The 26,126-nt window shown below is 45.2% G+C and carries 24 protein-coding genes and 1 riboswitch; of the genes, 11 read left to right on the forward strand and 13 right to left on the reverse strand.

Features of this window, described 5'->3' with window-relative positions:
* Positions 1 to 316 precede the first annotated feature (316 nt).
* Genes HMPREF2983_RS06845 through HMPREF2983_RS06855 form a run of 3 tightly spaced genes read right to left on the reverse strand, consistent with a single transcriptional unit; the run spans position 317 to position 1,997 of the window.
* Positions 317 to 685, reverse strand: coding sequence for a DUF5056 domain-containing protein (locus HMPREF2983_RS06845; RefSeq protein WP_070667492.1), 369 nt, complete (start codon positions 683 to 685; stop codon positions 317 to 319).
* Positions 669 to 1,208, reverse strand: a complete 540-nt coding sequence (locus tag HMPREF2983_RS06850; RefSeq protein WP_070667493.1) for an RNA polymerase sigma factor — start codon at positions 1,206 to 1,208, stop codon at positions 669 to 671. The genes HMPREF2983_RS06845 and HMPREF2983_RS06850 overlap by 17 nt, the downstream gene beginning before the upstream one ends.
* A 6-nt stretch (positions 1,209 to 1,214) precedes the next feature.
* Positions 1,215 to 1,997, reverse strand: a complete 783-nt coding sequence (locus HMPREF2983_RS06855) for a DUF6249 domain-containing protein (RefSeq protein WP_004377275.1) — start codon at positions 1,995 to 1,997, stop codon at positions 1,215 to 1,217.
* A 110-nt stretch (positions 1,998 to 2,107) separates the two neighbouring features.
* Between HMPREF2983_RS06855 and HMPREF2983_RS06860 the strand changes: the two genes are divergently transcribed.
* Positions 2,108 to 3,394, forward strand: a complete 1,287-nt coding sequence (locus HMPREF2983_RS06860) for a methyltransferase RsmF C-terminal domain-like protein (RefSeq protein WP_070667519.1) — start codon at positions 2,108 to 2,110, stop codon at positions 3,392 to 3,394.
* Positions 3,391 to 3,873 (forward strand): dihydrofolate reductase, encoded by a 483-nt coding sequence (locus HMPREF2983_RS06865; RefSeq protein WP_070667494.1) that lies wholly within the window; start codon positions 3,391 to 3,393, stop codon positions 3,871 to 3,873. Before HMPREF2983_RS06860 ends, HMPREF2983_RS06865 begins: the two co-directional genes overlap by 4 nt.
* Positions 3,874 to 3,925: 52 nt before the next feature.
* Here the strand turns inward: HMPREF2983_RS06865 and HMPREF2983_RS06870 are convergent, their stop codons facing one another.
* The 9 genes from HMPREF2983_RS06870 to HMPREF2983_RS06910 all read right to left on the reverse strand — a co-directional run bounded on the left by HMPREF2983_RS06870 (position 3,926) and on the right by HMPREF2983_RS06910 (position 10,101).
* Positions 3,926 to 4,426 (reverse strand): Lrp/AsnC family transcriptional regulator, encoded by a 501-nt coding sequence (locus HMPREF2983_RS06870; RefSeq protein WP_004371456.1) that lies wholly within the window; start codon positions 4,424 to 4,426, stop codon positions 3,926 to 3,928.
* Positions 4,427 to 4,523: 97 nt separating this feature from the next.
* Positions 4,524 to 4,997 carry an ExbD/TolR family protein gene (locus HMPREF2983_RS06875; RefSeq protein ID WP_070667495.1) on the reverse strand — a complete coding sequence of 158 codons (474 nt, stop codon included), beginning with the start codon at positions 4,995 to 4,997 and terminating at the stop codon, positions 4,524 to 4,526.
* Complete coding sequence (locus HMPREF2983_RS06880) at positions 4,994 to 5,521, reverse strand: ExbD/TolR family protein (protein ID WP_070667496.1); 528 nt, start codon at positions 5,519 to 5,521, stop codon at positions 4,994 to 4,996. The genes HMPREF2983_RS06875 and HMPREF2983_RS06880 overlap by 4 nt, the downstream gene beginning before the upstream one ends.
* A 2-nt stretch (positions 5,522 to 5,523) precedes the next feature.
* Complete coding sequence (locus HMPREF2983_RS06885) at positions 5,524 to 6,039, reverse strand: hypothetical protein (RefSeq protein ID WP_070667497.1); 516 nt, start codon at positions 6,037 to 6,039, stop codon at positions 5,524 to 5,526.
* The gene (locus tag HMPREF2983_RS06890) at positions 6,033 to 6,881 is read right to left on the reverse strand and encodes a MotA/TolQ/ExbB proton channel family protein (protein ID WP_070667498.1); all 849 of its coding nucleotides are present in this window, start codon (positions 6,879 to 6,881) and stop codon (positions 6,033 to 6,035) included. The genes HMPREF2983_RS06885 and HMPREF2983_RS06890 overlap by 7 nt, the downstream gene beginning before the upstream one ends.
* Positions 6,882 to 6,896: 15 nt before the next feature.
* Positions 6,897 to 7,673: a TatD family hydrolase gene (locus HMPREF2983_RS06895; RefSeq protein ID WP_070667499.1), complete on the reverse strand. Its 777-nt coding sequence runs from the start codon at positions 7,671 to 7,673 to the stop codon at positions 6,897 to 6,899.
* Between the two features lie 2 nt (positions 7,674 to 7,675).
* Entirely contained in the window at positions 7,676 to 8,377 is a 702-nt protein-coding gene (locus HMPREF2983_RS06900) for a hypothetical protein (RefSeq protein WP_070667500.1), read from the reverse strand.
* A 25-nt stretch (positions 8,378 to 8,402) separates the two neighbouring features.
* On the reverse strand, positions 8,403 to 9,374 hold the full coding sequence (locus HMPREF2983_RS06905; protein ID WP_004371463.1) for a polyprenyl synthetase family protein: 972 nt from the start codon (positions 9,372 to 9,374) through the stop codon (positions 8,403 to 8,405).
* 1 nt (position 9,375) lies between these two features.
* Positions 9,376 to 10,101, reverse strand: a complete 726-nt coding sequence (locus HMPREF2983_RS06910) for an energy transducer TonB (protein WP_070667501.1) — start codon at positions 10,099 to 10,101, stop codon at positions 9,376 to 9,378.
* 318 nt (positions 10,102 to 10,419) lie between these two features.
* On the opposite strand from HMPREF2983_RS06910, the gene porQ reads away from it, so the two are divergent.
* The 4 genes from porQ (at position 10,420) to HMPREF2983_RS06930 (ending at position 12,698) form a co-directional block, all read left to right on the forward strand.
* The gene (gene porQ / locus HMPREF2983_RS06915) at positions 10,420 to 11,367 is read left to right on the forward strand and encodes a type IX secretion system protein PorQ (RefSeq protein WP_070667502.1); all 948 of its coding nucleotides are present in this window, start codon (positions 10,420 to 10,422) and stop codon (positions 11,365 to 11,367) included.
* Entirely contained in the window at positions 11,364 to 12,056 is a 693-nt protein-coding gene (gene cmk, locus HMPREF2983_RS06920; RefSeq protein ID WP_070667503.1) for a (d)CMP kinase, read from the forward strand. The genes porQ and cmk overlap by 4 nt, the downstream gene beginning before the upstream one ends.
* Positions 12,057 to 12,171: 115 nt before the next feature.
* Positions 12,172 to 12,420 carry a hypothetical protein gene (locus tag HMPREF2983_RS06925; RefSeq protein WP_070667504.1) on the forward strand — a complete coding sequence of 83 codons (249 nt, stop codon included), beginning with the start codon at positions 12,172 to 12,174 and terminating at the stop codon, positions 12,418 to 12,420.
* Positions 12,417 to 12,698: a type II toxin-antitoxin system YafQ family toxin gene (locus HMPREF2983_RS06930; protein WP_070667505.1), complete on the forward strand. Its 282-nt coding sequence runs from the start codon at positions 12,417 to 12,419 to the stop codon at positions 12,696 to 12,698. The genes HMPREF2983_RS06925 and HMPREF2983_RS06930 overlap by 4 nt, the downstream gene beginning before the upstream one ends.
* Positions 12,699 to 12,945: 247 nt before the next feature.
* Here HMPREF2983_RS06930 and HMPREF2983_RS06935 read toward each other — a convergent pair whose 3' ends face one another.
* The gene (locus HMPREF2983_RS06935) at positions 12,946 to 14,919 is read right to left on the reverse strand and encodes a glycoside hydrolase family 97 protein (RefSeq protein WP_070667506.1); all 1,974 of its coding nucleotides are present in this window, start codon (positions 14,917 to 14,919) and stop codon (positions 12,946 to 12,948) included.
* Between the two features lie 961 nt (positions 14,920 to 15,880).
* Between HMPREF2983_RS06935 and hflX the strand changes: the two genes are divergently transcribed.
* From hflX to HMPREF2983_RS06965, 5 genes are all read left to right on the forward strand, one after another.
* Positions 15,881 to 17,128, forward strand: coding sequence for a GTPase HflX (hflX, locus tag HMPREF2983_RS06945; protein WP_070667508.1), 1,248 nt, complete (start codon positions 15,881 to 15,883; stop codon positions 17,126 to 17,128).
* Positions 17,129 to 17,188: 60 nt separating this feature from the next.
* Positions 17,189 to 19,036: a DUF4954 family protein gene (locus tag HMPREF2983_RS06950; protein WP_070667520.1), complete on the forward strand. Its 1,848-nt coding sequence runs from the start codon at positions 17,189 to 17,191 to the stop codon at positions 19,034 to 19,036.
* A 6-nt stretch (positions 19,037 to 19,042) separates the two neighbouring features.
* A complete protein-coding gene (locus HMPREF2983_RS06955) occupies positions 19,043 to 21,949 on the forward strand; it encodes a M16 family metallopeptidase (protein ID WP_070667509.1) in 2,907 nt (968 codons plus the stop codon).
* A 790-nt stretch (positions 21,950 to 22,739) separates the two neighbouring features.
* Complete coding sequence (locus HMPREF2983_RS06960) at positions 22,740 to 24,395, forward strand: fumarate hydratase (RefSeq protein WP_004371477.1); 1,656 nt, start codon at positions 22,740 to 22,742, stop codon at positions 24,393 to 24,395.
* Between the two features lie 570 nt (positions 24,396 to 24,965).
* A complete protein-coding gene (locus tag HMPREF2983_RS06965) occupies positions 24,966 to 25,883 on the forward strand; it encodes a helix-turn-helix domain-containing protein (RefSeq protein ID WP_018919583.1) in 918 nt (305 codons plus the stop codon).
* Between the two features lie 110 nt (positions 25,884 to 25,993).
* Positions 25,994 to 26,093: riboswitch (TPP riboswitch) on the forward strand.
* Positions 26,094 to 26,126 lie beyond the last annotated feature (33 nt).

A 26,126-nucleotide genomic window follows, 5' to 3' on the forward strand; every position in this document is an offset into this window, starting at 1 on the left:
CGCCTCTGAAATTGATTATCTTTGCCGTAGGGAAAGCAGGCAGATGCTTTCCCTTTTTTCATGCCTAAGTACAACAAGAAGTATAAAAAGGCTGAAACCACTCGCAAAGTCATATGAAATCAGCAGCTAATCTGCATCAAATCAGCGTGTGAAGTGACGCAGATTACAAGACGATATGACTTTAGTCAGCTTGCAAAATGACCGATTTTAGAACGCAACTACCAACAAACAAAAAAGCGAACAAAATGATTTTGTCCGCTTTTTTGAGTATTTTGTTAAATAAATATAAAGGCTATCGCTCCATATAAAAGCCTCCCTAAATATACCTTTGCACATTTTTCAAGACATGATACACCCCAAAAATCATCACCGCAACAAGTCCGACATAAGTCAACAGTGCTGTGGTCATGTTCAAATCGGGCATGACGACAGCCTCTGAAAGACTGCTCCACAGATGGGTTAAAGCCACAAGAAGCACTTTCGTTCCCTGCTGCATGATGAAATAAACGACCACAGCCACCATGCAAAGGAGCGTCCATACCGTGTTCAACCGACGCATACGCGACTCCGGGAGCCGTCGCATCACTCTGCGTGAGAAGCCTCGGTCTTCGATTTCTCCTATCTGATGAGCCTCAAAGAAGCTTGTAATCAGTTTCTCATCAATATGATTATCTGTCATATCCATTCTGTTTAAGATAAACGGTCAGTTTCTGTTTTCCACGCGAGAGATGGCTTTTCACCGTTCCTTCTGCCATGCCCGTGATTTCTGATATCTTATCAATGCTCTGCCCTTCTATCAGCTGAAGCGTGATGCAAGAACGCTCACGGGCCGACAAAATGTGCAGAGCCTGCTGCAAATCCATCTTCAATCCGCTGTCCACTCCTGCCGACTTACGTCCCGACATGCCCGGAGCATCAATGTCATCCGTAGGTTTGTTACGCCTCACATAATCGTAAAAGGTGTTGTAGGCAATGCGATAGAGCCAGGTTGAAAAGCTCGACAGGCCACGGAAATGCGTAATATTGGTGTATGCTTTGATGAAAGTATCCTGTGCAAGGTCGTCACTGAGCTGGACATCTCCCCCCGTTTGGGCCAGAAAGAAACGTCGTATAGGCGACTGATATTTCACAACCAATCGGTCGAAAGCCTTTCGGTTGTGAAACACAGCCACCTGTGTTACGAGAGAGATATCGTTCAGTTCCTTCACGTTTCGTTACGCTTGTGGTTGATTATCCGTGTTCTGAGTCTTGTTTTCCGTAGACTCTTCTTCATAAGAATCCTGCTTTTCGTCTTCAAACTCCTCATAAATAGGCGACTCATTCCTACGGCTTGTGCGCCCGATAAGCATCTGTCCAGCCCCCATGCAGAGTATCAAGACGCCCACTCCAACGAGTTGTTCTGCACCAATAAACCAGAACAAAGCCATGAGTCCGAGGCCTATTGAAGCCGTCTTGATGCCCCGTTGCCACTGATCTTCATTGGAATAAGTGCGATGTTTCGCAATTTTTGCACCCGAAGGAACAGCTTGTCCGCTTTCCATGGCCTTCTCTGCAAGTCGCACATTGTCGTTATGCCGACGAATGAGATAGCGCAAAACAAGGATGATAATGATGAAAGGCGACACGAGAAACAAGAATACAAGCAACACAACCAGAAATGCAAAGACAACTGCTCCGACGCCTAATGCCCCCGTGATAGCTTTTACAAACCAGGGAGATTCGTTGAAATCGTCTTCCTGAACATGATAACCTGAAGTGTAAGTGGTGTCGACTACAGCCGTGTCAACAGTATCATCAGCAGAAGAAGTGGTGTCAGAAAAGGCCTCAATTCCTCCATTCTGTGCCTTTTCAGCAGCTGCTTTATGAGATCTGTCAGAGGCTTTTGCCTTGTGAGACACGGTTTCTGTGCGCGGCGTGTGCCTGTGCCGCTGTGCCTGTGCCACATGGATTGTTCCTAATGTCAACACTAACAAGAGTGTGATAAAAGTCTGTTTCATATCTATTGCTTTATTTATTATTTCTGTTGTTTAGACGAAACGCCGGCTCGTTTAGTTGCAAAGGAACGAAAAAATTCCTAATTTTGCATTATATATCAAGACAAATGACCATGAATCTGCCAAAAGATTTCATAGAATATACACGCCGGTTGATGGGTGAAGAACTGTATGCTGCGTTTGAAAAAGGCATGCAGGAAGAGGCACCTGTCAGCATTCGGCTCAACCCTTTCAAGCTCAATACTGCGCAAGTCTGCGTGAAAGACAGGGAAACTGATGTTCCTTGGTGCCGCAATGCCATGTTTCTGAAGTCGCGTCCGAACTTCACTTTCGACCCCATGCTACATGCCGGACTCTACTATGTGCAGGAAGCGGCATCTATGTTTGTAGACCATGTGCTGCGCGAAGTGGTCAAGAAGCCCGTCCGTATACTTGACCTTTGTGCGTCACCCGGTGGGAAATCCACTTGCGCCTATGCTGCTTTGCCCGCCGGAAGTCTGCTTTTCAGCAACGAACCTATACGTCAACGGGCGAATATTCTGAATGAGAATGTCTTGAAATTTGGCGTTCCAGACATCATTGTGACCAACAACTATGCCCGCGACTATCAACAAAGCAAGTTGCAGTTTGACGTTATTCTGACCGACGTTCCCTGCTCGGGAGAGGGTATGTTTCGTAAAGATGCGGGGGCGATTGACGATTGGAGTATGAAGAAAGTAGAGGAATGTGCCCGCCTGCAGCGTGAGATTGTCAGCGATATATGGTCATGCCTCAAGCCTGGAGGACTGCTGATATATTCCACTTGCACTTTCAATGCACATGAAGATGAAGAGAATGTGGCATGGATAGCCAAGGAATTGGGAGCCGACTTCATTGAAATTCCTACAGAAAAAGCATGGAATATCATGGGAAGTCTTATCGACAAGAACCCTGTCTACCGCTTCGTTCCCGGCAAAACGCGTGGAGAAGGCCTCTTCATGGCTGTGCTTCGGAAGTATGGAGAGCCTGCCGATATGAACGAAGAAAGGCACTTGAAAGAAATAAAAGCTATTCATGAAAAGGCACTGAAGAAGCTACATGTGCTGTCACATGGCCCATTGCCCGACATGATGAAAGGCAGACAAACCCTTCCCGACCATTCGAAAGCACTCTCTGTAACGGCAGATTTGCACGCCTATCCACACGTAGAAGTAGATTATCAGCAAGCTATTGCCTACCTTCGCACGGAAGCTGTCACGCTGAAAGCAGATGCTTCGCGCGGTATAGTGCTATTGACTTACCGTGATTTTCCTATCGGTTTTGCCAAGAACTTAGGCAACCGAGCCAACAATCTCTATCCGCAGGCGTGGAAAATCAAAAGTTCACACATCCCCGAAGACAACAACATTGTGATTGAATGATACTCTCTCTCATTGCAGCAGTGGCCCGAAACCGTGCCATCGGCTATCAGAACAGATTACTATTCCACATCAAAGCCGACCTTGAACATTTCAAACGGCTGACCATGGGGCATGTGGTTATCATGGGACGTCATACGTTCGAATCGCTGCCCAACGGCGCCTTGCCTCATCGGAAGAGTATTGTCATCAGTAAATCTGTTGCTTCTTTTCATGGTTGTACACGTGTTTCATCCTTCAAAGAGGCTTTAGACATGTGCCAAACAGAAGAAGAAGTGTTCGTTATCGGCGGAGAACAGGTGTATAAAGAAGCCATTACGCAGGCCGACAGGCTTTATCTGACAGAGATAGATGCCCCGGCAGAGCAGGCCGATGCTTATTTCCCTGCCTATAACTCCTGGCATTTGGTGGCTCACGAAGCCCATAAAAAAAGCGAAGACAACCCTTTTGCCTTCGCATTTACTGTTTATCAGAGACGTTGAGGAGAGGAGTTAACGAGTTAATGGTGGACAGGTTAACGGTCATCTCCTATGCTCATTCGTCTTCATCCTCATCATTATTCTCTTCAACCTGAATGTCGGTAATCGGCAATTGTCGGTCAATGAGCATGCTGAATGAAATGATAGTCTCACTACGTGATAGCCCTAAAGGTTGCAGTTTATCATGAATAATCTGCATCATGTGGCGATTATTGTGGGCATAAAGCTTGATAAAGAGATCCATACCGCCTGTAGTTGTATGGCATTCTACCACTTCGGGAATCTTCTTCAAAGCATCAACGACGATGTCATGCTTCTCTGGATTCTTCAGATAAAGAGCGATATAAGCACATGTTTCATAACCAACCTTCTCGGGATCAATAATGAATTGTGAGCCCTTTAATACGCCTAAAGCCGTTAACTTCTGTATACGTTGATGAATTGCAGCACCACTTACGTTGCAAGCTCGCGCCACTTCAAGGAATGGAATGCGTGCATCCTCTGAAATAAGCTTAAGGATTTTCCTATCCAGTAAATCTAAATTATGATGTGACATATTATATATTAATTTGCTTGCAAAGTTAGTATATTAGTTTGAATGTTGCAACTAAAATTATAATATTATGACAGATTGTTATCTAATTTTATAGGAATTATTTCTTTATCTCTGTTGCAGAGTAGTTTATCTTCAACGCTTTTGCCTGGCGCAATGCCTGTTTCACCTCATTGACAACACTCATTTTAGTAGCTTTGTCGGCTTTTATAGAGACGGTCATCAATTGCTGATCTTCGGGAGAAAGCCTGCTTTTCTCTGCCGAAATATAATCAATGATTTCGCTCGGCGTGACATATTTGTCATTCAACTGAATGCACGAACCGTCGAAAACCAAAGCCGAGACGGGATAACGACTACTTATCGGCCGACCTATATGCACATAACTGACAGCCGACTTCTTAGTCAAGCGCGTCAGTTCTGTACCTTGTGGCACGCGATATTCTACCTTCAGCGTCTCCTTACGCATGTGAGTAACAATCATAAAGAAGAACAAAACGGAGAATATCAAGTCAGGAAGTGAAGCGGTATTCAAGCCTGGCATTTCATGAATATGACGCCGAAAGAAACTCATTGTGTGCCTCCTTTCTCTGCCATATTATAGGTTTCGGCCACGCGTTGCGGGCAAAGTGTGCGCAATTCTTCGCGTTGTTGAGGAGACAGTTGATTGTAAACACGGCCATATTTCTGCTGTGCTGTGCGGTCACGCCATTCGCGATAGGCTGCTACAAGGGCATTCTGAACATGAAAATAGGCATCATAACTCGACTCAGGATGAGCATCCAAAGAGATAAGATGGCTTTTCCCACGTGCCATTATGAAGCGTAAGATATGATTCGAAAGCTGTTTCTGCGACATAGCTTTACCGTCAACAAGCAGCTGATTCTGTGCAGTTATCTTGATTTCTAACAGGTGTTGCCTGTCAACTTCAGTCTCATCCTGCTGCTGTTTGTGCTCCGCAGGCGGCAATTGTCGTGGGAGTCCTTTGTCAACATCCATAGAAGAAGCCACTAAAAAGAATATCAACAGCATGAAAGATATATCTGCTGTAGACGTCGTATTCAGTCCAGGAACCCTATGTTTTCTATGCCTAAACATGCTCACTTCCTTGCTCCCCGATAATATTTTGTAGCGCCATAGATGGCAGCGGCAATGGTTACAAGCAACAGAATGACCGATGTATAGATGAACATATCCGATACTTTCAACCAAAACCAATCTCCATAAGGCCGTCCATTGACAAGCATTTCACGACCGGAAGCCACAAGAAAAGAAAAGACTACTATGCCTATCGTACCCAAAATGACACTTCGAGAGATGCGTGCAGCAGGCACATTGTTTTCAATTCCATTACCCGAGCCACGCAATTTGCGTACACTTCGCACAACAGCCCATATCGACAAACCACCTGCAAGCACTGTCAACACGAGCATCAATGACAATAACAAGTCGGTAAACAATGGCGCATTGAAGCTTGGATTGTCGGCGAAAGGACGGTCATAACCTATGCCATAGAACAAAACAAACACCACTGCAGCCAACGCTATCAGCAGATAAAGCACCCGTTGTGATATCCGTTCCGTAGGCCAATGCCTTATATTGCTCAGTCTTAACATTCTTTTTTCAACTTATATTTCATCACAACATCTAACAAAGTGATAGCACTTTCTTCCATTTGTGACGTGATATGCTCTATCTTTGAAAGGATATAGTTATAGAACACCTGTAAGATCAGGGCCACGATGATACCGAAAATCGTTGTCAGTAAAGCCACTTTCATTCCTGAAGCCACGATGGTCGGACTGATATCTCCTGCTGTCTGAATCTGATCAAAGGCCATAACCATGCCGATAACTGTACCTAAAAAGCCCAAAGAAGGAGCCATGGCAATGAACAAAGTAATCCATGAACAACCCTTTTCAAGGTTTGCAGCCTGCACGGAACCATAGGAGACAACAGACCGTTCTATGTTATCAATGCTTTCATGTACACGCTCCAAACCTTGATAACAGATAGAGGCTACAGGGCCACGGGTATCTCGGCACAACTTCTTTGCACCCTCAATATCTCCTTTCATGATGCGTTCGTCAAGGTCGGTCATAAACTTTTTCGCATTGATTTCAGACAAACTGAGATAGATGATGCGTTCAATGCAGAAGGCAAGACCAATGACCAAGGCCAAAGCTACCAATGACATGAAGCCTGCATCGCCCTCAATGAACTTGGTTTTCAAGGCTTGATGAAAGCCTTCGCTCGTCACGCCATCTCCCAACAACGCACTACTGTCGGCCACAGCTTCATCAAGTTGGGCTGCAAGAGCATCATCATTAGTTGCTGTATCGACTTTCGCCGTATCTGTTTTTGCCTGACCTGCACTCTTGTTCTGCGCCATTGCCGGACTGAAAAGCAAGCCTGTCAGCAGCAACAGCATGGCAAAACATGCCATAAAATGTTTCATCTTTATTCCTGTTTTTTATATTTTCGTGAATATACGTCTTACGTTTTCTTCTGTCACTTGCGCCACCTTGTCGGCTGAAACACCATAAACCTCAGCCAATTTCTCCAATACCAAATGTACGAAAGCACTCTCATTACGTTCTCCCCGATGTGGAACAGGGGCCATATATGGGCTGTCTGTCTCTAAAACAATACGCTCCAAAGGAACTGAAGCGGGCAGGTCTTCACGCAAATGACTGCTCTTGAACGTCAAAACACCACCTATCCCAAGTGCAAATCTCTTGAATTGCAGCAGCTGTTCTGCCTCTTTCTGATTGCCCGTGAAACAGTGGAAGACACCTCCCGAGAGCCGACTTTCATACTTTTTCAGGATATGTACTAACTCATTCTGGGCCTTACGGCAATGTATCATCAATGGCAATTGCACCTCAACAGCCCACTCCACCTGCGCTTCAAAAGCCAACAACTGCTCCCGTTCAAATGTCCTGTCCCAATAAAAGTCAAGTCCAACCTCACCAATAGCAATGAAAGGAGCCTCATTGAAACGCGATTTCATTGCATCAAGCTGCATCTCCCAGTCGGCTTTTACTTCCTCGGGATGCAGGCCAATCATTGGGAAAGCATAGCCGGGAAACTGCCGACACACATCAAGGACGGTGTCAACAGACTTCAAGTCAATGGCAGGAATGAACACACGGCCCACACCTTGCTCCTTAGCCCTGCTGATTACATCGGGCAAATCGGCTTTGAATTCCTCGCCATCTAAATGTGTATGTGTATCTGTAAATGTCATTTTCAATAAATATGTTCCTCATTTCGGCGATAATAATAAATCACCCCATACTTCCGGCACTGTTCAAATTTCACCTCGGGTGGTTCATTCTGAAAGTGCGCCTCTATCTGATTCCACAGATTAAGAATGATTTCATCGACCTTAGGACGCAGCATCTGCACCTTATCAAGCGCTGTTTGAGTCTGCAACATCAGTTTCCGCTGCTGTTCATAAGCTTCACGAAAGATGTCGAAATGGGTTGACACCATGCTGATAGTAGGGTTATAGATAGCCCTTCCACCCTGCTTTAGTCGCGCTTTCTCACCTTCAATGATCTTCGGCCCCCATACAAGCAACCCTTCAGCCGACTTCAGATTAGCCGGCATTGCCTTTGCTTTTTCATCCAAACCATATAGCTTCAGCTGTGCTTTCCGTATTTCTCCACGCTCTACAGCCATGAGCAGAACCTGAATGAAATGCCCCACATACATTGCTGCATTGCGTTGAGGCTTCTCTACATACGGCGTTCTTCGCGTCTGTACTTTCAACTGAAGGGTATATTGGTCGACAGCAGTTTTCAGTTCGTTATAAGCCGGTTGTGCCGCATTGATAGTCTCCCAGTCTACAAACCGACCTCTCACCGTGTAGAGACTGTCGTTTCCAAGCAATGTCTTTAAGGCCTTAAGCCTGCTTGCATCCGTTTTAGGTAATCTTCTATAAGGCATTATCTGCTTCTCGGGATTGGTTCACTTAATTCTTCCGATGCATCATTTTCTGTGCATAAAGCCGAAGTTCGGCCTTACGTTCATCGCTCACTTGCACTGCATCAAGATACTTCTTACTCTCTTCAAAATAATAGGCAATCTTCTCAATTGCCAGTTTATCCACGCCCACCTTATTATATATAGCAGTCACAGCAGCCACTTTCTCATCGCTGTTGAACGTCTCTGCTTCCATCCAATGCTGCAGTTCACGCCGCTGTTCGGCATCAGCTCGGTTGTAAGCATTGATGAGCATGTAGGTTTTCTTATTGCAGATGATGTCTCCTCCGACTTTCTTTCCAAAGACTTTCGGGTCGCCATAAACATCAAGATAATCGTCCTGAAGCTGAAAAGCCAATCCAATTTGCTCGCCAAATTTATAGAGATTGTCCTGATCCTGCTTCGAGGCACCGGCCAAGATAGCCCCAATCTTCTGTGCACAAGCCAGCAGAACGCTCGTCTTGAGGCGTATCATCTCTATGTATTCGTCTTCAGTGACATCATTGCGCGTTTCGAATTCCATGTCATATTGCTGCCCCTCACCTATCTCCAAGGCCGTTTCCGTGAACGTATGAAGCACATCTGACAGATAAACAGGATTACACTTTGCCATGCGTTCATAGGCAAGAACCAGCATCGAATCACCGCTCAAGATAGCTGTGTTGGCATCCCATTTGCGATGAACTGTTTCATGTCCGCGCCTCATGTCAGCGTTGTCCATCAGGTCATCGTGCAACAATGTATAGTTATGATAGGTCTCTAAGGCGCAGGCCGGCATGAGAACAGACTCCACATCGTCCTTAAACAGACCGTAAGACAACAGCATCAGCACTGGCCGAATACGCTTTCCACCCATCGAAAGCACGTATTTCACGGGGTCATACAGGCCACTTGGCTTGCGATCATACTTCAGATTGTCTAAAAAGTCATTGACCTTTACTAATAATTCTTCAGCTTTCATTTTATAACTTAAAGTTTATCGGGATGGCAAACATCGTCCGACAAGGTTTGTTCTTCTCTATTCCCGGCTTCCATTTCGGCATCATCTTGACCACACGTAAGGCCTCCTGGTCAAGCAAAGGATCGATGCTTTTCTCTATTTTCTCATTCGTAACAGAACCGTCCTTATTGATGATAAACGACACAACTACTTTGCCTTCAAGCCTCTGGCGCTGTGCCAAAGCGGGGTAATGCAGGTTGCGTGTGAGCCATTTCATCAGCTCAACCATGCCTCCCGGGAACTCCGGCAGCTTCTCTACAATACGGAAATGCAGCGGATTATCATTCTCGTCAACAGCCACTTGCGATTGAGCAGCGGTAGAATTAGCATCATCCTGCGTGTTCGTACGCACGTTCTCACCGCCTACGCCCTGTGTCATATCACCATTGTCAGGACTGAGTTTCTCAGCCATTTGGGGCGTCTTGTCCACGGCTTTGAGTTTTTCGGTGACGGCATGTGTGGCCCCACTCGGTGCAACCGCTATCATATCCCTGACATCCATGGCCGGCATCAGCTCGATATCCTGGCTCACATCATCGGTCATGTCATTGTTGTGACTGTCATCAGCAGGCCCCGAGGTATATTCAAAGCCCACATAAAGCATGGCGAGCACTAACACTAAGCCCAACAGGAAATTAGTTGTTCGCTTGTGTTCTATGTCTGCACGATATGGCTTTTTTATTTCCATGCTATATGAAACACATTCACTCTCCACGCATCATGCAACATCTGAAAACTCTTTCTATAACTCATTGACTACCAACTGATTTCAGAACACCTTGCAATCTGCGTCATTTTACCGTGCAACTTGCGTCAGATTACACGCTCATCTGCGTCAGTTTGCACGGTAAAATGACGCAGATTGGAAACCCATTTCATGCTATATGAAATACAGTCTCTTTGGACTTATTCATTAACATGCTGTCAACGGTCTCACATTGTAAGGCAAAATTAATGCTTATATTTGAAAAAAACCGTATCTTTGTCGAATAATTAGGAAAATTAAATGAAAATAACTGCATTCGCACTTCTATTTAGTTTATGTGCAACTCCAGCCGTTGCGCAGGAAAGTCTGACGGGATATAACTTCCTCAGACTGCCCAACAGTGCCCATGGAGCAGCCCTCGGTGGCGACAACATCACACTGATTGAGGACGACGAATCGCTTATTTTCAACAATCCGGCCCTGCTTTCAAGTGTTTCAGATAAGACCATAAGCCTCAACTATATGAACTATATGCGTGGCGCAAACATGGCAAGTGCAGCCTTCAACCGCAATGTCGGCGAGCATGCTTCGTGGGCTGTTTCAGCGCAATATCTCAACTATGGCAAGATAAAAGAGGTGGATGAGAACAATGTGCAGACAGGAGAATTCTCGGCAAAAGACATCTCGTTGGCCGGCTATTTCTCGTATATGCTTACCGAACGGCTTGCAGGTGGCATTGCTGCGAAGTTGATAACATCATATATCAGCTCGTATAATTCCATTGCCATGGGCGTTGACTTGGGACTTAATTACTATGACAGTGACCACGAATGGAGCGTTTCGTTAGTGGCTAAAAACCTTGGAGGACAACTCAAAGCTTACGATGACCAGTTTGAGAAAATGCCTTTAGATGTTCAGCTTGGAGTAAGCAAAAAGCTCACAAACACCCCCATTGGGCTGTCTGCAACCCTTGTAGACATGAATCACTGGAACTACAAATTCATCGACCATTTGGTAGCAGGCATCGATGCACATCTGTCAGAAAGCATCTGGGTTGGCCTTGGATACAACTTCCGCAGGGCGCATGAGATGCGCATTACCGATACGTCCGGCGAAGAAAGTAGCCACGGGGCAGGCTTCAGTATGGGTGCAGGTTTGAACTTGGAGCGGTTCAAAATCAACCTCGCCTATGGCAAATATCACGTCAGCAACAATTCAATCATCATTAATATTGCTTATTCATTATGAAGAAAATAACCATTGCCATTGACGGATTTTCGTCATGTGGCAAGAGCACTATGGCCAAAGACTTGGCCAAGAAGTTAGGATATGTCTATGTAGATACCGGTGCCATGTATCGTGCCGTGACGCTTTATGCCATGAGAAATGGGCTTTTCAATGCCGATGGTAGCGTCAAGACGGCTGACCTTGAACGGCAGATGAGCAAGATTAACATAACATTCAAACTTAACAAGAGGGCCGAAAGACCCGATACTTACCTGAATAATGAACTTGTAGAAAACGACATCCGGACGCTTGAAGTGAGCAATCATGTCAGCCAGATTGCAGCAGTTCCTTTCATACGTGAAGCCATGGTAGCCCAGCAACAGCGTATGGGGAAAGACAAAGGTGTCGTGATGGACGGGCGAGATATCGGCACAACAGTCTTCCCCGAGGCTGAACTGAAAGTGTTTGTCACAGCTTCTGCCGAAGTAAGAGCACAGCGCCGATATGACGAACTCAAAGAAAAAGGCATGCCTGCTGACTTCAACGACATTCTGAAAAACGTGCAGGAGCGCGATTATATCGACAGTCATCGCGAGGTAAGTCCGCTTCGAAAGGCTCCCGATGCTATCGAACTCGACAACAGCCACATGACAATTGCCGAACAAAGTGCATGGCTCATGGAGCAGGTTGAACAGAAAATTGAGGCGTAAAAGGCTTATTTTACAGTGTAGCTTCTATTTAGTTCCTATCATATTAAGGACATAAATATTTGGAAGATGACAGAAAATAATCTATATTTGCAAAGACAACAAGAGCAGAACTGCAATGACACAATTGGTAATTACGATTAAAGACGATAAGATAATCCCCTACCTCAAGAAAGTTCTTGAAGCTATAAGCGGGGTCGTTAATGTCAAGACATGCAGTGAAAAAACTGAAACCATTGTCGATCCTGATACTGGTTGGGCACTGAATGACGACATTGTAAGTGACATTGTGGCCTACCGTTCAGGCAAAGACAAAGGATATTTGGCTAAAGATGCAGATGATTTATTTGCCCAATTGGATGCATGAGTTACATTATTCGCTATTCTTCAAACTTCAAGAAAGCATATAAACGTTGTAAGAAGAGAGGACTTGACATGTTATTACTAAAGGAAGTAATTCGAATTCTCTCTGAAGAAGGAAAACTTCCTCCTACATATCATGCCCATACTCTACAAGGAAAGTATAAAGATCTATGGGAATGTCATATCCAACCAGACTGGCTTCTTGTTTGGGAACAAAACGATAAAGAGTTTATTCTATACTTTCTCAGTACAGGAACACATAGTGATTTATTCAAAAAATAAGTTAAAATCTACGCAAAAACACACACTAATAAATCACATTTTGGCTTTTGAATAGTAACTGTTCACTATAGTACAAGTACAAAACAAACATATCTTCGCAAATCATTAATGCTCATATAGAGGCTCTCAATATAGAACTTTCACTATTCACAAACAGACTTCTCCCTGTCTTCAGAAACCTTTGATTTCCTTTCAGGAACTTACTTAACGGCTAAAAACTAAAGACAGGGAGAAGCATTTCTTGCATTTACTCGTTCACAATGACGCCACCACGCGGCTGAACCGTCACTTTCAATTGTCCGTTACGCCCCACTTTCTGACGCTTCATGCCTGGCGTGAGCCACAAAGAACCTGTCTTTTTCGGGCCATCTGCATACACATTGACTTCTTTTCCGGCAAACATCGGGAGATGAAGTGTCAAGGTAACAGGTTTCTCTTCAGCGCTGATAGCAGCAGCATACCACTTACCTTCCGTGGTTTGCCGAGCCACAGCAAAGTACTTTCCGGGGTAACCGGCAAGGAAACGGAGGTCTTTCCACGTTGTAGGGAGCTGCTTCAGCCAGTCTGTTTCGAAAGCAGGCAGACTTTCAAGTGCGTTCGGTGTCAGTGCCACACAGTTCACACTACACTGATTGGTGATGGCCGTTGCCATTTCAAAGATATCACCTGTGAACCGTTGATGACGACTCTTATTGTCCTTGCTCATATAGCGGTTCATCAGCACCCCACCCCAATCGAATGCTGCAACGGCATTTCTTGTAAACGGATACATGGTCAGTTCGAATGCTTCCTGCTTGGCATGATGTTCTGTGAAGTACACATTCTCACTCGCTAAAGCGGCTTCATTAGCCACAAAGTTAGGATACATACGCTCCCAGCCACGTGGCAATGTGCAGCCATGGAAGATGACTTGAAGTCCATAGTCATTGGCATCGCTGAGGATATCCTGGTAGAGTTGAAGCGTCTGTTGCTTGTCGCCACCGAAGAAATCAACCTTTATCGCCTTCACACCTATCTTCTTCATCCACGCCATGTCACGCTTACGGGCAATCGAATTGCTCATAACATTGCGCGGCCCCTGCGGTGCATCGTTCTCCGTTCCATTGCTGTTATACCACAACATGAGGCTCACACCCTTGCTTTGTGCATAACGTGAGAGTTCTTCAATGCGCTTTCGGCCAATCTGTTTGTCCCAAAGTGCATCCACAAGGATATATTCATAGCCCATCTTGGAAGCCACATCAATAAACTTTACCTGGTCATCATAGTTGCAACTTTCATCCATCCAAAGTATCCAACTCCATGTGTAGCGCCCCGGTTTACATTCATATTTCGCCTTATAAAGCGGTTCAACGACATCATAAGGGACGGTGGTTTCAACAATAGGTTGCAGCGAACGGCCTACCGTTATCGTGCGCCATGGTGTGCTTCCCGGTACAGGAATAGACGCAAACTCACTGCCAACACCGTTGTTTTCTCCTGCTTGCGGATAGGCAACATGATATCCCTTGCCAGGCTCATATTCGGAGAGTCGGCATCCGGGATAACTCGTTGTACCTGTTTCAGAGACAAGAACCCACGTGTTTTCTCTGCCGTTTGGAATGCGATAAAGACAGGGGAAAGTATATCCAACGCCATAGGTTGACTTGTCGGTCAAGCGTGCATCGGCGCGATATTCTTCCTCATAACTCGGCTTTGTGCGTTCCCAACCCGACATAGGCTGTATCTGTGGCGTGAGGAAAGTATGCGTTTCATCGGGGAAATTGAAACTGCTGGCCTCGCTATATACAACGCCACACCGTGGATTTTCACCCTTGGAAGGCAGCAAGGTGTAGCGATAAGCCACATCATGATTGCCTACAGAGAACGTCATCTGCAACGGGAAACCTTTTTCATTGACTAATTTCAACGTCAATTGAGTTGCTTCATAGTCCACATGTGCACGTTTTGTACGCGTCATATCGTATGCCTTATTCATCGCCTTTTCCGTGGCCTTAACGATTTTCATGCCTCGTGTGAAGTCGCCATAATCGGCTTTCAGTCCAAGCGCTGAAGGCTTCAGGACTTCTGTTCCGTCATAGAAAATCGCATAAGCAAGCTTTCCTCCTTCATCGTTGACCGAGAGTTTGAGCTTTTTGTCAGGTGAATAAACAGTGTGAACGTCGGCAAAGACCATTGCAGTGAGGCTCAATGCCCATGCCAATAAAAAGGTTTTCTTCATGTTATTACGTAAAAGTTGTTTTGCATTCACAAAGATAAGACAAAAGCAACAAACCACAAAAGCCAAGCGAAGAAAATCATCCGAATGACGAAACTAAGCGACAAAACGGAGAAGAAAAGACCTTACGAATGATGATTTTTTGTTGAATTCCTTGCTCGTTTTTAACACTTCAGAAGACCACCAAACAGAGAAAAACAGACGAAAAAACAGGAGTCAGTTTGCTTTTTCAAAGTTCTTTGTGTGCAATTTCATTCATGATGCGCTGTGATTTGACGCAAGTCATGCTGCTGTTTGCGTCAGATTACACCATGAAATGATGCAAGATATAAGCTGATTTGACGCAAATTGCAGTGTTTCTCAGCGTGATTATTCCCCATAATTTGACTTGGATTTTATAACCATCTGACTGTCAATATGTTGTAAAACCGTAAAAAACAGCACCTATTTGGAACGAAAAAGCCTCCTGTTTTGAATTCACTGATTTAACAAGCACAACTGTAAACATTAATGATAAGATTTAACATATCATCCGCCTCCTGCTATTTCATCATGACTTTCAACACATCGGAGAGTATGTTTCCTATCATTTCTCCTTGAAACAGAGCATAGACTATATGGCAAAGAAAAAGCCCCGACTCAACGTCGAGGCCTATTTCTTTTTGAAATGTTTCAGTAGTTTATTCTTAAGAAGTTATGAGTTTATTGAAAATCTGTATTGTTTCCATTATCAATCTGGGGCAAAGATAGGCAAAAGTTTCAATGAGTTAGCATGAAACGAAACAAATCATGCAAATAATTACGTAAACGTTTGCGGCAAAAAGTCTATCTGCATGAAGTGTCACCTCATAGCTTTTCGCACGCGGAAAGAATTGAACTCCTGCATAACTTTCTTACAGTCATTCGATGAATTATCGTGCTAATTTATTAAATTTGCACCATATTGTATATATAAACAAAGCTGATGAAAGAATTTGTAATCTCTGAAGTCAAGGCCGAAACAGCCATTTTGGTGGGTTTAATCACCAATAACCAGTCGGAAGCCAAGACAAAAGAATACTTAGATGAACTCGAATTCCTTGCTGACACGGCAGGGGCCGTGACCGTGAAGCGCTTCACTCAGAAGGCAAACGGCCCCAGTGCGGTGACTTATGTGGGTAAAGGTAAGTTGGAAGAAATCAAGAATTATATCGAAACTTGCGAAGAAAACGAAGAGCCTATAGGTATGGTTATCTTCGATGATGAGCTTTCTGCCAAGCAAATCCGCAACATAGAAAACGAGTTGAAGGTAAAGATACTCGACCGAACCTCGTTGATTCTCGACATATTTGCAATGCGGGCACAGACTGCCAACGCTAAAACACAAGTGGAATTAGCCCAATATCGTTACATGCTTCCACGCTTGCAACGACTTTGGACGCACTTGGAAAGACAGGGAGGTGGCTCTGGTTCGGGTGGAGGTAAAGGCTCTGTGGGACTTCGTGGCCCTGGAGAAACACAACTTGAAATGGACCGTCGTATCATTCTTCAGCGCATCACGCTGCTCAAACAGCGCCTCGCGGAGATTGATAAGCAAAAGGTTACCCAGCGAAAGAACCGTGGACGAATGATCCGTGTGGCGCTCGTGGGCTACACGAATGTGGGCAAAAGCACCATCATGAACCTGTTGGCAAAGAGCGAAGTGTTTGCCGAAAACAAACTGTTTGCCACGCTTGACACCACCGTTCGCAAGGTTGTTGTCGACAATCTGCCTTTCCTGCTGGCTGACACGGTAGGTTTCATTCGCAAACTCCCCACAGATCTCGTTGATTCCTTCAAGAGTACACTCGACGAAGTGCGCGAGGCTGACGTGCTGTTGCATGTGGTTGACATCTCACATCCCGACTTTGAAGAGCAGATACAGGTAGTGGAAAAGACACTTGCCGACTTGGGTTGCAGTGACAAACCCTCGATGATTATCTTCAACAAGATTGACAACTATCATTGGGTAGAGAAAGATGAAGACGACCTTACGCCCGAAACGCGCGAGAATATCACATTAGAGGAACTGAAAAAGACATGGATGGCACGCCTCAATGATAACTGCCTGTTCATCAGTGCCAAGGAGAAAATGAACATAGATGAGTTCCGAAGTACCCTATATAAAAAGGTGAGAGAGCTTCATGTGCAGAAATATCCCTACAATGACTTCCTATATCCGGAGGTGGAATAAACCACATTACCCCGGTAATCGTAATTAAGGATAATGAACAATGAATTATGAATGAACATCATGCGACAACTTACAGATGAAGAAATAAGAGTTCTTGAAGACCGAAACTGCTGGGCTGAGGACTGGACAAACGTGCATGTATCAGATGATTTCAAGCCGAATTACATGCACCGGGTAATGCTTTACGGTGAGATTTCTATCGGCGACTTCGACAAGAACATTGAAGTGAGCCGTGGTTTCCTCAAGCATTCGGGCATCAACAACGCCACGTTGCGCAACGTAAGCATTGGTGATAACTGCCTGATTGAGAATATCGGCGGCTTCATCAATAACTACACGATTGGTGACGACTGCTATATCAGCAACGTAAGTGCTATGGAAACCACCGACGGGGCTACCTATGGCGAGGGTAATCTCATCTCCGTGCTCAATGAAGTTGGCGATGGGAACGTGATACTTTTCAGCGACTTGAACAGTCAGTTTGCTGCTTTCATGGCAAAACACTTCGGCGACAAGCCCCTCAAAGATGCCATTCGGCGCCTCATCAACGAAGAGATTGCCCGCAAACGCCACGACCAAGCCTACATCGGAAACCATGTAAAGATTGTCAACACCAAGGAAATTACGAACACGGTTGTCTATGATGACTGCGAAATCAATGGCGCTGCACGCCTCAGCGACTGTACTATTCTGAGTTCACCTGCTTCAAGCGTGTATATCGGTACAGGCGTTATCTGCGAGAATTCGATTATCAGTGAAGGCTCAAGCATTATCAACAGCGTTAAAATTCAAGACTGCTTTGTGGGCGAAGCCTGTCAGATCAGCAACGGATTTACGGCATCTTCAAGTGTGTTCTTTGCTAATTCTTACATGAGTAATGGGGAAGCTTGCGCCGCATTCTGCGGGCCTTTTACGGCCAGTCACCATAAAAGCAGCTTGCTTATTGGCGGTCAGTTCTCTTTCTATAACGCTGGAAGTGCAACGAATTTCAGCAATCATGCCTACAAAATGGGGCCTATGCACTACGGCATTTTGGAGCGAGGAACGAAGACAGCCAGCGGTGCTTATGTGCTCATGCCGGCCTATATCGGAACTTTCTCCGTGTGCTTTGGCAAGCTGATGTATCATCCCGACACGCGCAATCTGCCGTTCTCTTACCTCATCGCTTACGGCGATACGATGTATCTTTCGCCAGGAAGGAACATCACAACCGTAGGTCTTTACCGCGACATTCGCAAGTGGCCGAAGCGTGATGTGCGTCCTGTGGGCAGCCAAAAGAGCATCGTCAACTTCGATTGGCTATCTCCTTTCTCCGTCGGAGAGATAGTAAAAGGAAAGCAAATCCTTGAGAAACTGCTCGATGCCAGTGGCGAGAATGTCACCACTTACACCTATCATAACTATGTGATCAATGCAAGTTCGCTCAACAAGGGCATCAAATACTACGATATTGCCCTGCGTATCTATATGGGAGCCGTGCTGAAACGAGTCATCAAGAAATGTGGAACAGTTGAACCTCCGACGACAACTGTCGGGCTTGGAAAATGGAATGACCTCAGCGGACTGCTGCTTCCGGAGAGTGAAGAGATGCGACTGATTGACGATATCAAGAGCGGAGAGATTGAAACCATACAGGAAGTGACTGACCGTTTCAAGGAAATCAACTGCAATTACCGTGAATATCAGTGGGCTTGGACTTATCAGATGATACTTGACTACTATCATCTTTCAGAGATTACTGACGCAGATATTGAGCGAATTCGCGAGGACTATGTGCGTGCCCGACGTGCATGGATTGCCGAAATACGTAAAGATGCCGAAAAAGAATACGCCATGGGAGATGTTGAAAAGCATGTACTTGATGACTTCATCCACAACCTTGACCACGAAATTGATTTTGAAAACTAAAAGAATATGAGACTAAAAACGATTTTATTCACATTGGCTTTGACCGCAATCTCATCAGTTTCGGCCAAAGACTACCACTTCACGACCGTCAAAGGTGACGCGATGCAGACGCGCATCTACACCCTTGACAACGGCTTGAAAGTGTTTATGAGTGTCAACAAAGCGCAGCCGAGACTGCAAGCCAACATTGTAGTCCGCACGGGATCACGCAATGATCCGGCCGAAACTACAGGCTTGGCACACTACTTGGAGCATCTGATGTTCAAGGGAACACAACAGTTTGGCACCACAGACTACGCCAAGGAAAAGCCTTATCTCGACGAAATTGAGCGACGTTATGAGCACTATCGCACGCTCACTGACCCTGCACAACGCAAGAACGCCTATCATGAAATCGACTCAGTGTCGCAACTTGCCGCCCGATATAACATCCCGAATGAATATGACAAGCTCATGGCGAGCATCGGATCTGAAGGAAGTAACGCCTACACAAGCAACGATGTGACCTGCTATGTGGAGAATATTCCATCGAATGAAATCGCAAATTGGGCACGCATTCAGGCCGACCGCTTCCAGAATATGATTATCCGCGGCTTCCATACTGAGCTTGAAGCCGTCTACGAAGAGAAGAACATATCCATGGGAAGCGACGGAAGTAAGGAGTATGCTGCCCTTTGGAAGCTCCTCGCTCCTACGCATCCATACGGCACCCAGACCACAATCGGTGAGCAAGAGCACTTGAAAAATCCTTCAATCGTCAACATCAAGAACTATTTCCACCGCTATTATGTGCCCAATAATGTGGCTATCGTGCTTGCAGGCGACTTCAATCCAGACGCCGTTATCGCAATCATCGACCGATACTTCGGCAGCTGGAAGCCCAGCAAACAGCTTTCCCGACCCGAGTTCGAGGCCCAAAAGACCATTACGAGTCCACGCGATACCACCGTCATCGGACTTGATGCAGAAAACATAATGATGGGTTGGCGCTTCAAAGGTGCCAATCAGTTGCAGAATGACACGCTTGATATCGTGAACCGTATGCTTTCGAACGGCAAGGCCGGACTCCTTGACATCAATATCAACCAGCCCATGAAAGCCATGGAAACAGGCACATATCTTGCTGATCTTCACGACTATTCAACGCTTCTTATCGAAGGAATTCCCCTTCAAAACCAAAAGCTTGACGACCTGAAAGACCTCATCTTAGGCGAGATTACCAAGCTGGGACGCGGTGAATTCAGCGATGATCTGCTGCCGGCTGTGCTTGCCAACAAGAAACTTCAATACTACAAGTCGCTCGACAGCAATCAAAAGCGCGTCAGCATGATGGTAGATGCTTTCGTCAACGACAAGCCATGGACTGATGTCACACAGCAGATAGAGCGCCAGGAAAAGCTTACCAAGCAGGACATCATAGACTTTGCACGCCGTCATCTGCGCACGGATAACTACGCATGTGTCTATAAACAGATGGGCACCGACACCACCTTGAAGAAGATTGAGAAGCCTATCATCACCCCAATTCCTGCAAACCGCGAGTTTGAAAGCAAGTTCCTCAACGAAATCCGCACGGCAAAAACAGAGCCGATACAGCCTGTGTTCGTGGATTTCAAGAAAGAACTTACATTCTCAAACACAAAGTCTCGCCTGCCTCTGATTTACAAGAAGAATACTGACGACGGCATTTTCGACCTCGTTTTCCGCTATGATTTCGGCTACACTGCCAACAAACTCTACAACACCGCCTTTGATTATCTCGACTATATCGGCACCAACGACATGACCGTTTCACAAATCAAACAGGCTTTCTACAAGCTTGCCTGTAAATATTATGCCGTCATGGACCAGCGCACACTAAGCATCTATCTCACCGGTCTCAATGAAAACATGCCGCAAGCACTGCAACTTTTAGAAAAGATCATGCATCAGGCAAAGGCTGACAAGGCCTCTTGGAGCCGCTATTGCGACATGGTTGAGAAGGCACGCAACGATGCAAAGACCGATCAGAAGGCTAATTTCAATGCACTTTGGGACTATGCTATCTATGGGAAATACAATCCGACGCGCGACAAAACCCCTGTAAAAGACCTGCGGACCATGGATCCACAGCAGCTCGTTGACATGCTTGCACAACTTGGAAAGATGCAACACACCGTGTTATACTACGGCGCATCCGACCTCAAGCAGCTCGACAAACTGCTCACCAAGGAGCATCCTACACCTGCAAAATGGGCACCCATGCCTGTCAACAAGCCCTATAAGCCACAGCTGACGGCACAAAACGAAGTGCTCATTGCCCCATACGACGCCAAGAACATCTATCTCAGACAGTATAACAACGAAGGGAAGACATGGTCGCTTGCCAAAGCTCCCGTTGAAACCCTATTCAACCAGTACTTCGGCGGAGGCATGAACACAGTGGTTTTCCAGGAACTTCGCGAGACACGTGCACTGGCTTACAACGCTTATGCCATGTATAAACGTCCTGAATATAAGGACGATTCGGAAAGCTTCTTCACGCATATCATCTCACAAAACGACAAGATGGGCGACTGCATCAAGGTCTTCAACGAGATTGTCGACAGTATGCCGCAGAATGAAGCAGCGTTTGATTTGGCCAAACAAAGCCTCACGAAATCCATTCAAAGCGAACGAACAACGAAGTTCAACATCTTCCAACGCTATCTGTTCCTCAAGCAATTGGGCCTTGACCATGACTACATGCAGGACATATATGCCGCATTACCGAAGCTTACCTTGCAGGACATTGTCAGCTTCGCCCGTCAGAACATTGCCCATAAGCCTTATCGTTATGCCGTTCTTGGCAATGAAAAGAACCTCGACATGAAAGTACTTGAAAAGATAGCCCCCGTGAAACGCCTCACGACGGAAGACATCTTCGGAGAGTAAAAGGCTGAGAAAACTAAAAGGTAAAAGAATGGAAAAGCAATCTTTTGCCGAAAAATAAGATACAACTTCTGTTAAAGGGATATGCTTCATCCATTGAAACATATCCCTTTTTCCTGCTTTCAATGTGGCATCATGTTTCAATCCAGTGACAGCAGACCTTGAGAATAACAAGGAATTAATCAAGAAGCGAATGATATGTTAAATCTTGTCATTAATATTTACAATAGTACTTGTTAAATCAGTGAATTCAAAACCAAAGTCTTTTTAGTTCCAAATAAGTGCTGTTTTTTACGGTTTCGCAACATATTGACAGTCATATTGTTATGAAATTCAAGTCAGATTATGGGGAATAATCACGCTGAAAAACACTGCAATTTGCGTCAAATCAGCTTGTATCTTGCATCACTTCATGGTGTAATCTGACGCAAACAGCAGCATGACTTGCGTCAAATCACAGCACATCATGAATGAAATTGCACATCAAGGACTTTGAACGCAGGAGATAACGCCCATTTTTCTGCTTTTTATTTTCTATTTGGTGATGCTCTGAGATGTTAAAAACAAGACATTAAGTTTACATTATCAAGCCATGCAAATGGCTCGTATATTCCACTTTAAGCATTCTCCTCATCATGAAAGGAGCTGTATATTGCATGGTTTCCTTTCGCAAAATCCGGAAAAAGATGCGTACGAAAAACGTGAAATTCGCTGCGAATTACACATATTTTTTATACCTTTGCAACTATCAAGCAATGAGAAATTCGAAACAATATCATAAACAAAAAACATTATGGCAAATAAAGTTGAATTCAAGTATGCACCGATGTTTCAGGTTGGAAAGGACGACACGGAATATCGTCTTCTGACAAAAGAGGGTGTAACAACAAGCGAATTTGAAGGCAAGCAGATTGTGAAAGTCTCAAAAGAAGCCTTGACTCTTCTTGCACAGCAGGCTTTTCACGATGTTGAGTTCATGCTGCGTCGCGCACACAACGAGCAGGTTGCTGCCATACTTAGCGACCCGGAAGCCTCTGAAAACGATAAGTATGTAGCACTGCAGTTCCTCCGTAATGCCGAAACTGCAGTCAAAGGCATACTTCCTTTCTGTCAAGACACGGGTACGGCCATTATCCATGGCGAGAAAGGTCAGCAGATCTGGACCGGTTTTGAAGACGAGGAAGCGCTCTCACTCGGCGTCTACAACACCTTCACTGAAGACAACTTGCGCTATTCTCAGAATGCTCCGCTCAACATGTATGATGAGATTAACACCAAATGTAACCTGCCTGCGCAGATTGATATCGAAGCAACAGAGGGTGCAGAGTATCGTTTTGTCATGGTAGCTAAAGGTGGTGGCTCGGCCAACAAAACCTACTTCTATCCTATGACAAAGGCAACTATCCAGAATGAAAGCACACTTCTGCCCTTCTTGGTGGAGAAAATGAAGAGCTTGGGAACCGCAGCCTGCCCTCCATATCATATTTGTTTCGTCGTAGGTGGAACCTCCGCAGAAAAGAACTTGCTTACCGTTAAGCTCGGATCTATCAAGTATTACGATAATCTTCCTACCACCGGAGACGAGACCGGGCGTGCTTTTCGCGACATAGATCTTGAAAACAAGCTGCTCAAAGAGGCGCACAAGATTGGTCTCGGTGCACAGTTTGGCGGCAAAGCGCTGGCACATGACATCCGCGTTATCCGTCTTCCACGCCATGGTGCAAGCTGTCCTATCGGTATGGGAGTGAGTTGTTCGGCCGACAGAAACATCAAAGCAAAGATCAATGCGGACGGAATCTGGCTTGAAAAGATGGATACTAACCCTTCAGAACTTATCCCCGAAGCATACAGAAAGCCTGGAGAAGGCGCTAAGGGCATAGAGATTGACTTAGATAAAGGCATGGATGCCGTGCGCGCAGAGCTTACAAAGTATCCTGTTTCAACGCGTGTCAGCCTTAAAGGAACAATCATTGTGGCACGTGATATAGCCCATGCAAAACTTAAAGCGCGTCTTGATGCAGGCGAAGATCTGCCGCAATACATGAAAGATTATCCTGTTCTATATGCTGGTCCGGCCAAGACTCCGAAGGGATATGCCTGTGGTTCGATGGGGCCGACTACTGCCAACCGCATGGATCCCTATGTAGATGAGTTCCAAGAACACGGCGGTTCTCTCGTCATGATAGCCAAAGGCAACCGCACTCAAGTTGTAACAGATGCCTGCAAGAAGCATGGTGGCTTCTATTTAGGTACGATTGGCGGTGTTGCTGCAGTGCTTTCACAGAGCAGTATCAAGAGTATTGAATGCGTAGAATACCCGGAATTGGGCATGGAAGCCGTATGGAAGATACGCGTTGAAGACTTCCCTGCTTTCATTCTTGTTGATGATAAAGGCCACGATTTCTTTAAGGAACTGAAGCCGTGGACACCTTGCGACTGCAAGAAATAAAGCCAACTTAAAATCTCCCTCATTCTGTTTTCAAAATCATGAAGCACGAGGAGAAGAGTGATTGTGGGCAGAAACGCATACATTATATAATAAGGTGAACCTTGCAATGATACCAAGTATCGGTTGCAAGGCTCGCTTTATATATCCTTGATAAATACAGATGCACTCTCTTGAAGAATGGCTACAAGAGATTTACAAACAAAAAAAGACCCGTCATCCCGACGAGTCTTTCTCTCTTATAGCTACCACTATAATTTCATCTTAAGTGATACTTAATTATCATTTGGACTTATATGAGTATAATCGTTTAATTAGTCGCGCACCTACATGAGTTGAATTTTATTGTTGCAAAAGTACACATATTTCCTTATATAAGCCTTGTCAAAAAGGTATGTAAATTTTCCTTTTATGTATGAAATCACTGAAATAGAGATAAAAAAGGGCATTTTAGCTACCTTTTTGGGATAAAATACTGTTTTTCCACTTACGAAAAATGTTAAAATATAACAAAGTAAGCCTGATATGTCCTTATTATTCGTACCTTTACGACTACAATATCAAGCATCAATTATGGAAAGCAACAAGAACAAAATGCCCACGATTGCATCACTGAAAGAACTGACCGAATTGCTACAATCTACGGAATACAAAACTTTGGGAGACCATGTTGTCACCTCAGACTATATGGCTTTCACCGATTGCAGTCCTTTCTTTCAAGCAATAATAGCGGCCAATGCGCCCATTCGCATGGAATGTATGCGTGTTGCTATCGTCAAACAAGGTTCTTGTTGCCCTGTAGTAAACTCGCGTCCCTATGCTTGCGAGCCTGGAGATATGATTTTCATCAACTGGGGAAGTGTGCTCGATGACGACAGCTTTGCACCCGACACACGGTTTGAAGGCTTTGCTCTAACCGAGGAATACCTGCGTCAACTCTTCGGATTGGATATTCCCACAATGCTCAAAAACCCGGGACTTTGTTTCAAAGTCCACCTAAGCGAGGAAGAAAGTAAGGTTTACAAGTGCTATCTCGATACGATCATGAGCCTCTCAAAACTACCTACCGGCGACAAAAACAAAGCACTCAATGCTCTGTTTGTCGCTGCACTCAACTTCGCCGAAATGCTTTATGACCAAGACTTTGTAGCCCCACAGAAGAATTGGTCGTTGGGTAAACAGCAGACCGAGGCTTTCATTCAATTGGTTAATCAAAAGGCACATACCGAACATGAGCTTTCGTTTTATGCTTCTACGCTCTGCATGTCTAACCACCACCTCAGTATGGTCGTGAAACGTGAAACGGGAGAAACGGCCAAAACATGGATTGACCGAGCCACCATTTCAGCAATCCAGGCGGAGTTACGCTATTCCAACAAAACACTCACCCAACTCGCCAACGAATTCAATTTCCCTTCACTCAGCAGCTTCTGCAAGTTTTTCAAACGCCACATAGGACTTTCACCACGACAATACAGAGCGGAAATTTAAGGACAAGAAACAAGCTGTTGTTTCGGATAAAACAACAAAATCCATAAAAAGATTTGCATAATTAAATGCTATTCACTACCTTTGCAGGCGTCTTCAACATTGCGTTGACGACACAACACACGGGGTGCTACCGCGTTTGCGGATGCTGAGAACAGACCCATGGAACCTGAAACGGATAATGCCGACGCAGGGAAGAGATTATTCCACGAGTTCATTTTTAAGACCATCTGATGCATAAAAGCA

Origin of the sequence: Prevotella sp. HMSC077E09, assembly GCF_001814685.1 — a bacterium.
Lineage (GTDB): Bacteria > Bacteroidota > Bacteroidia > Bacteroidales > Bacteroidaceae > Prevotella > Prevotella oris.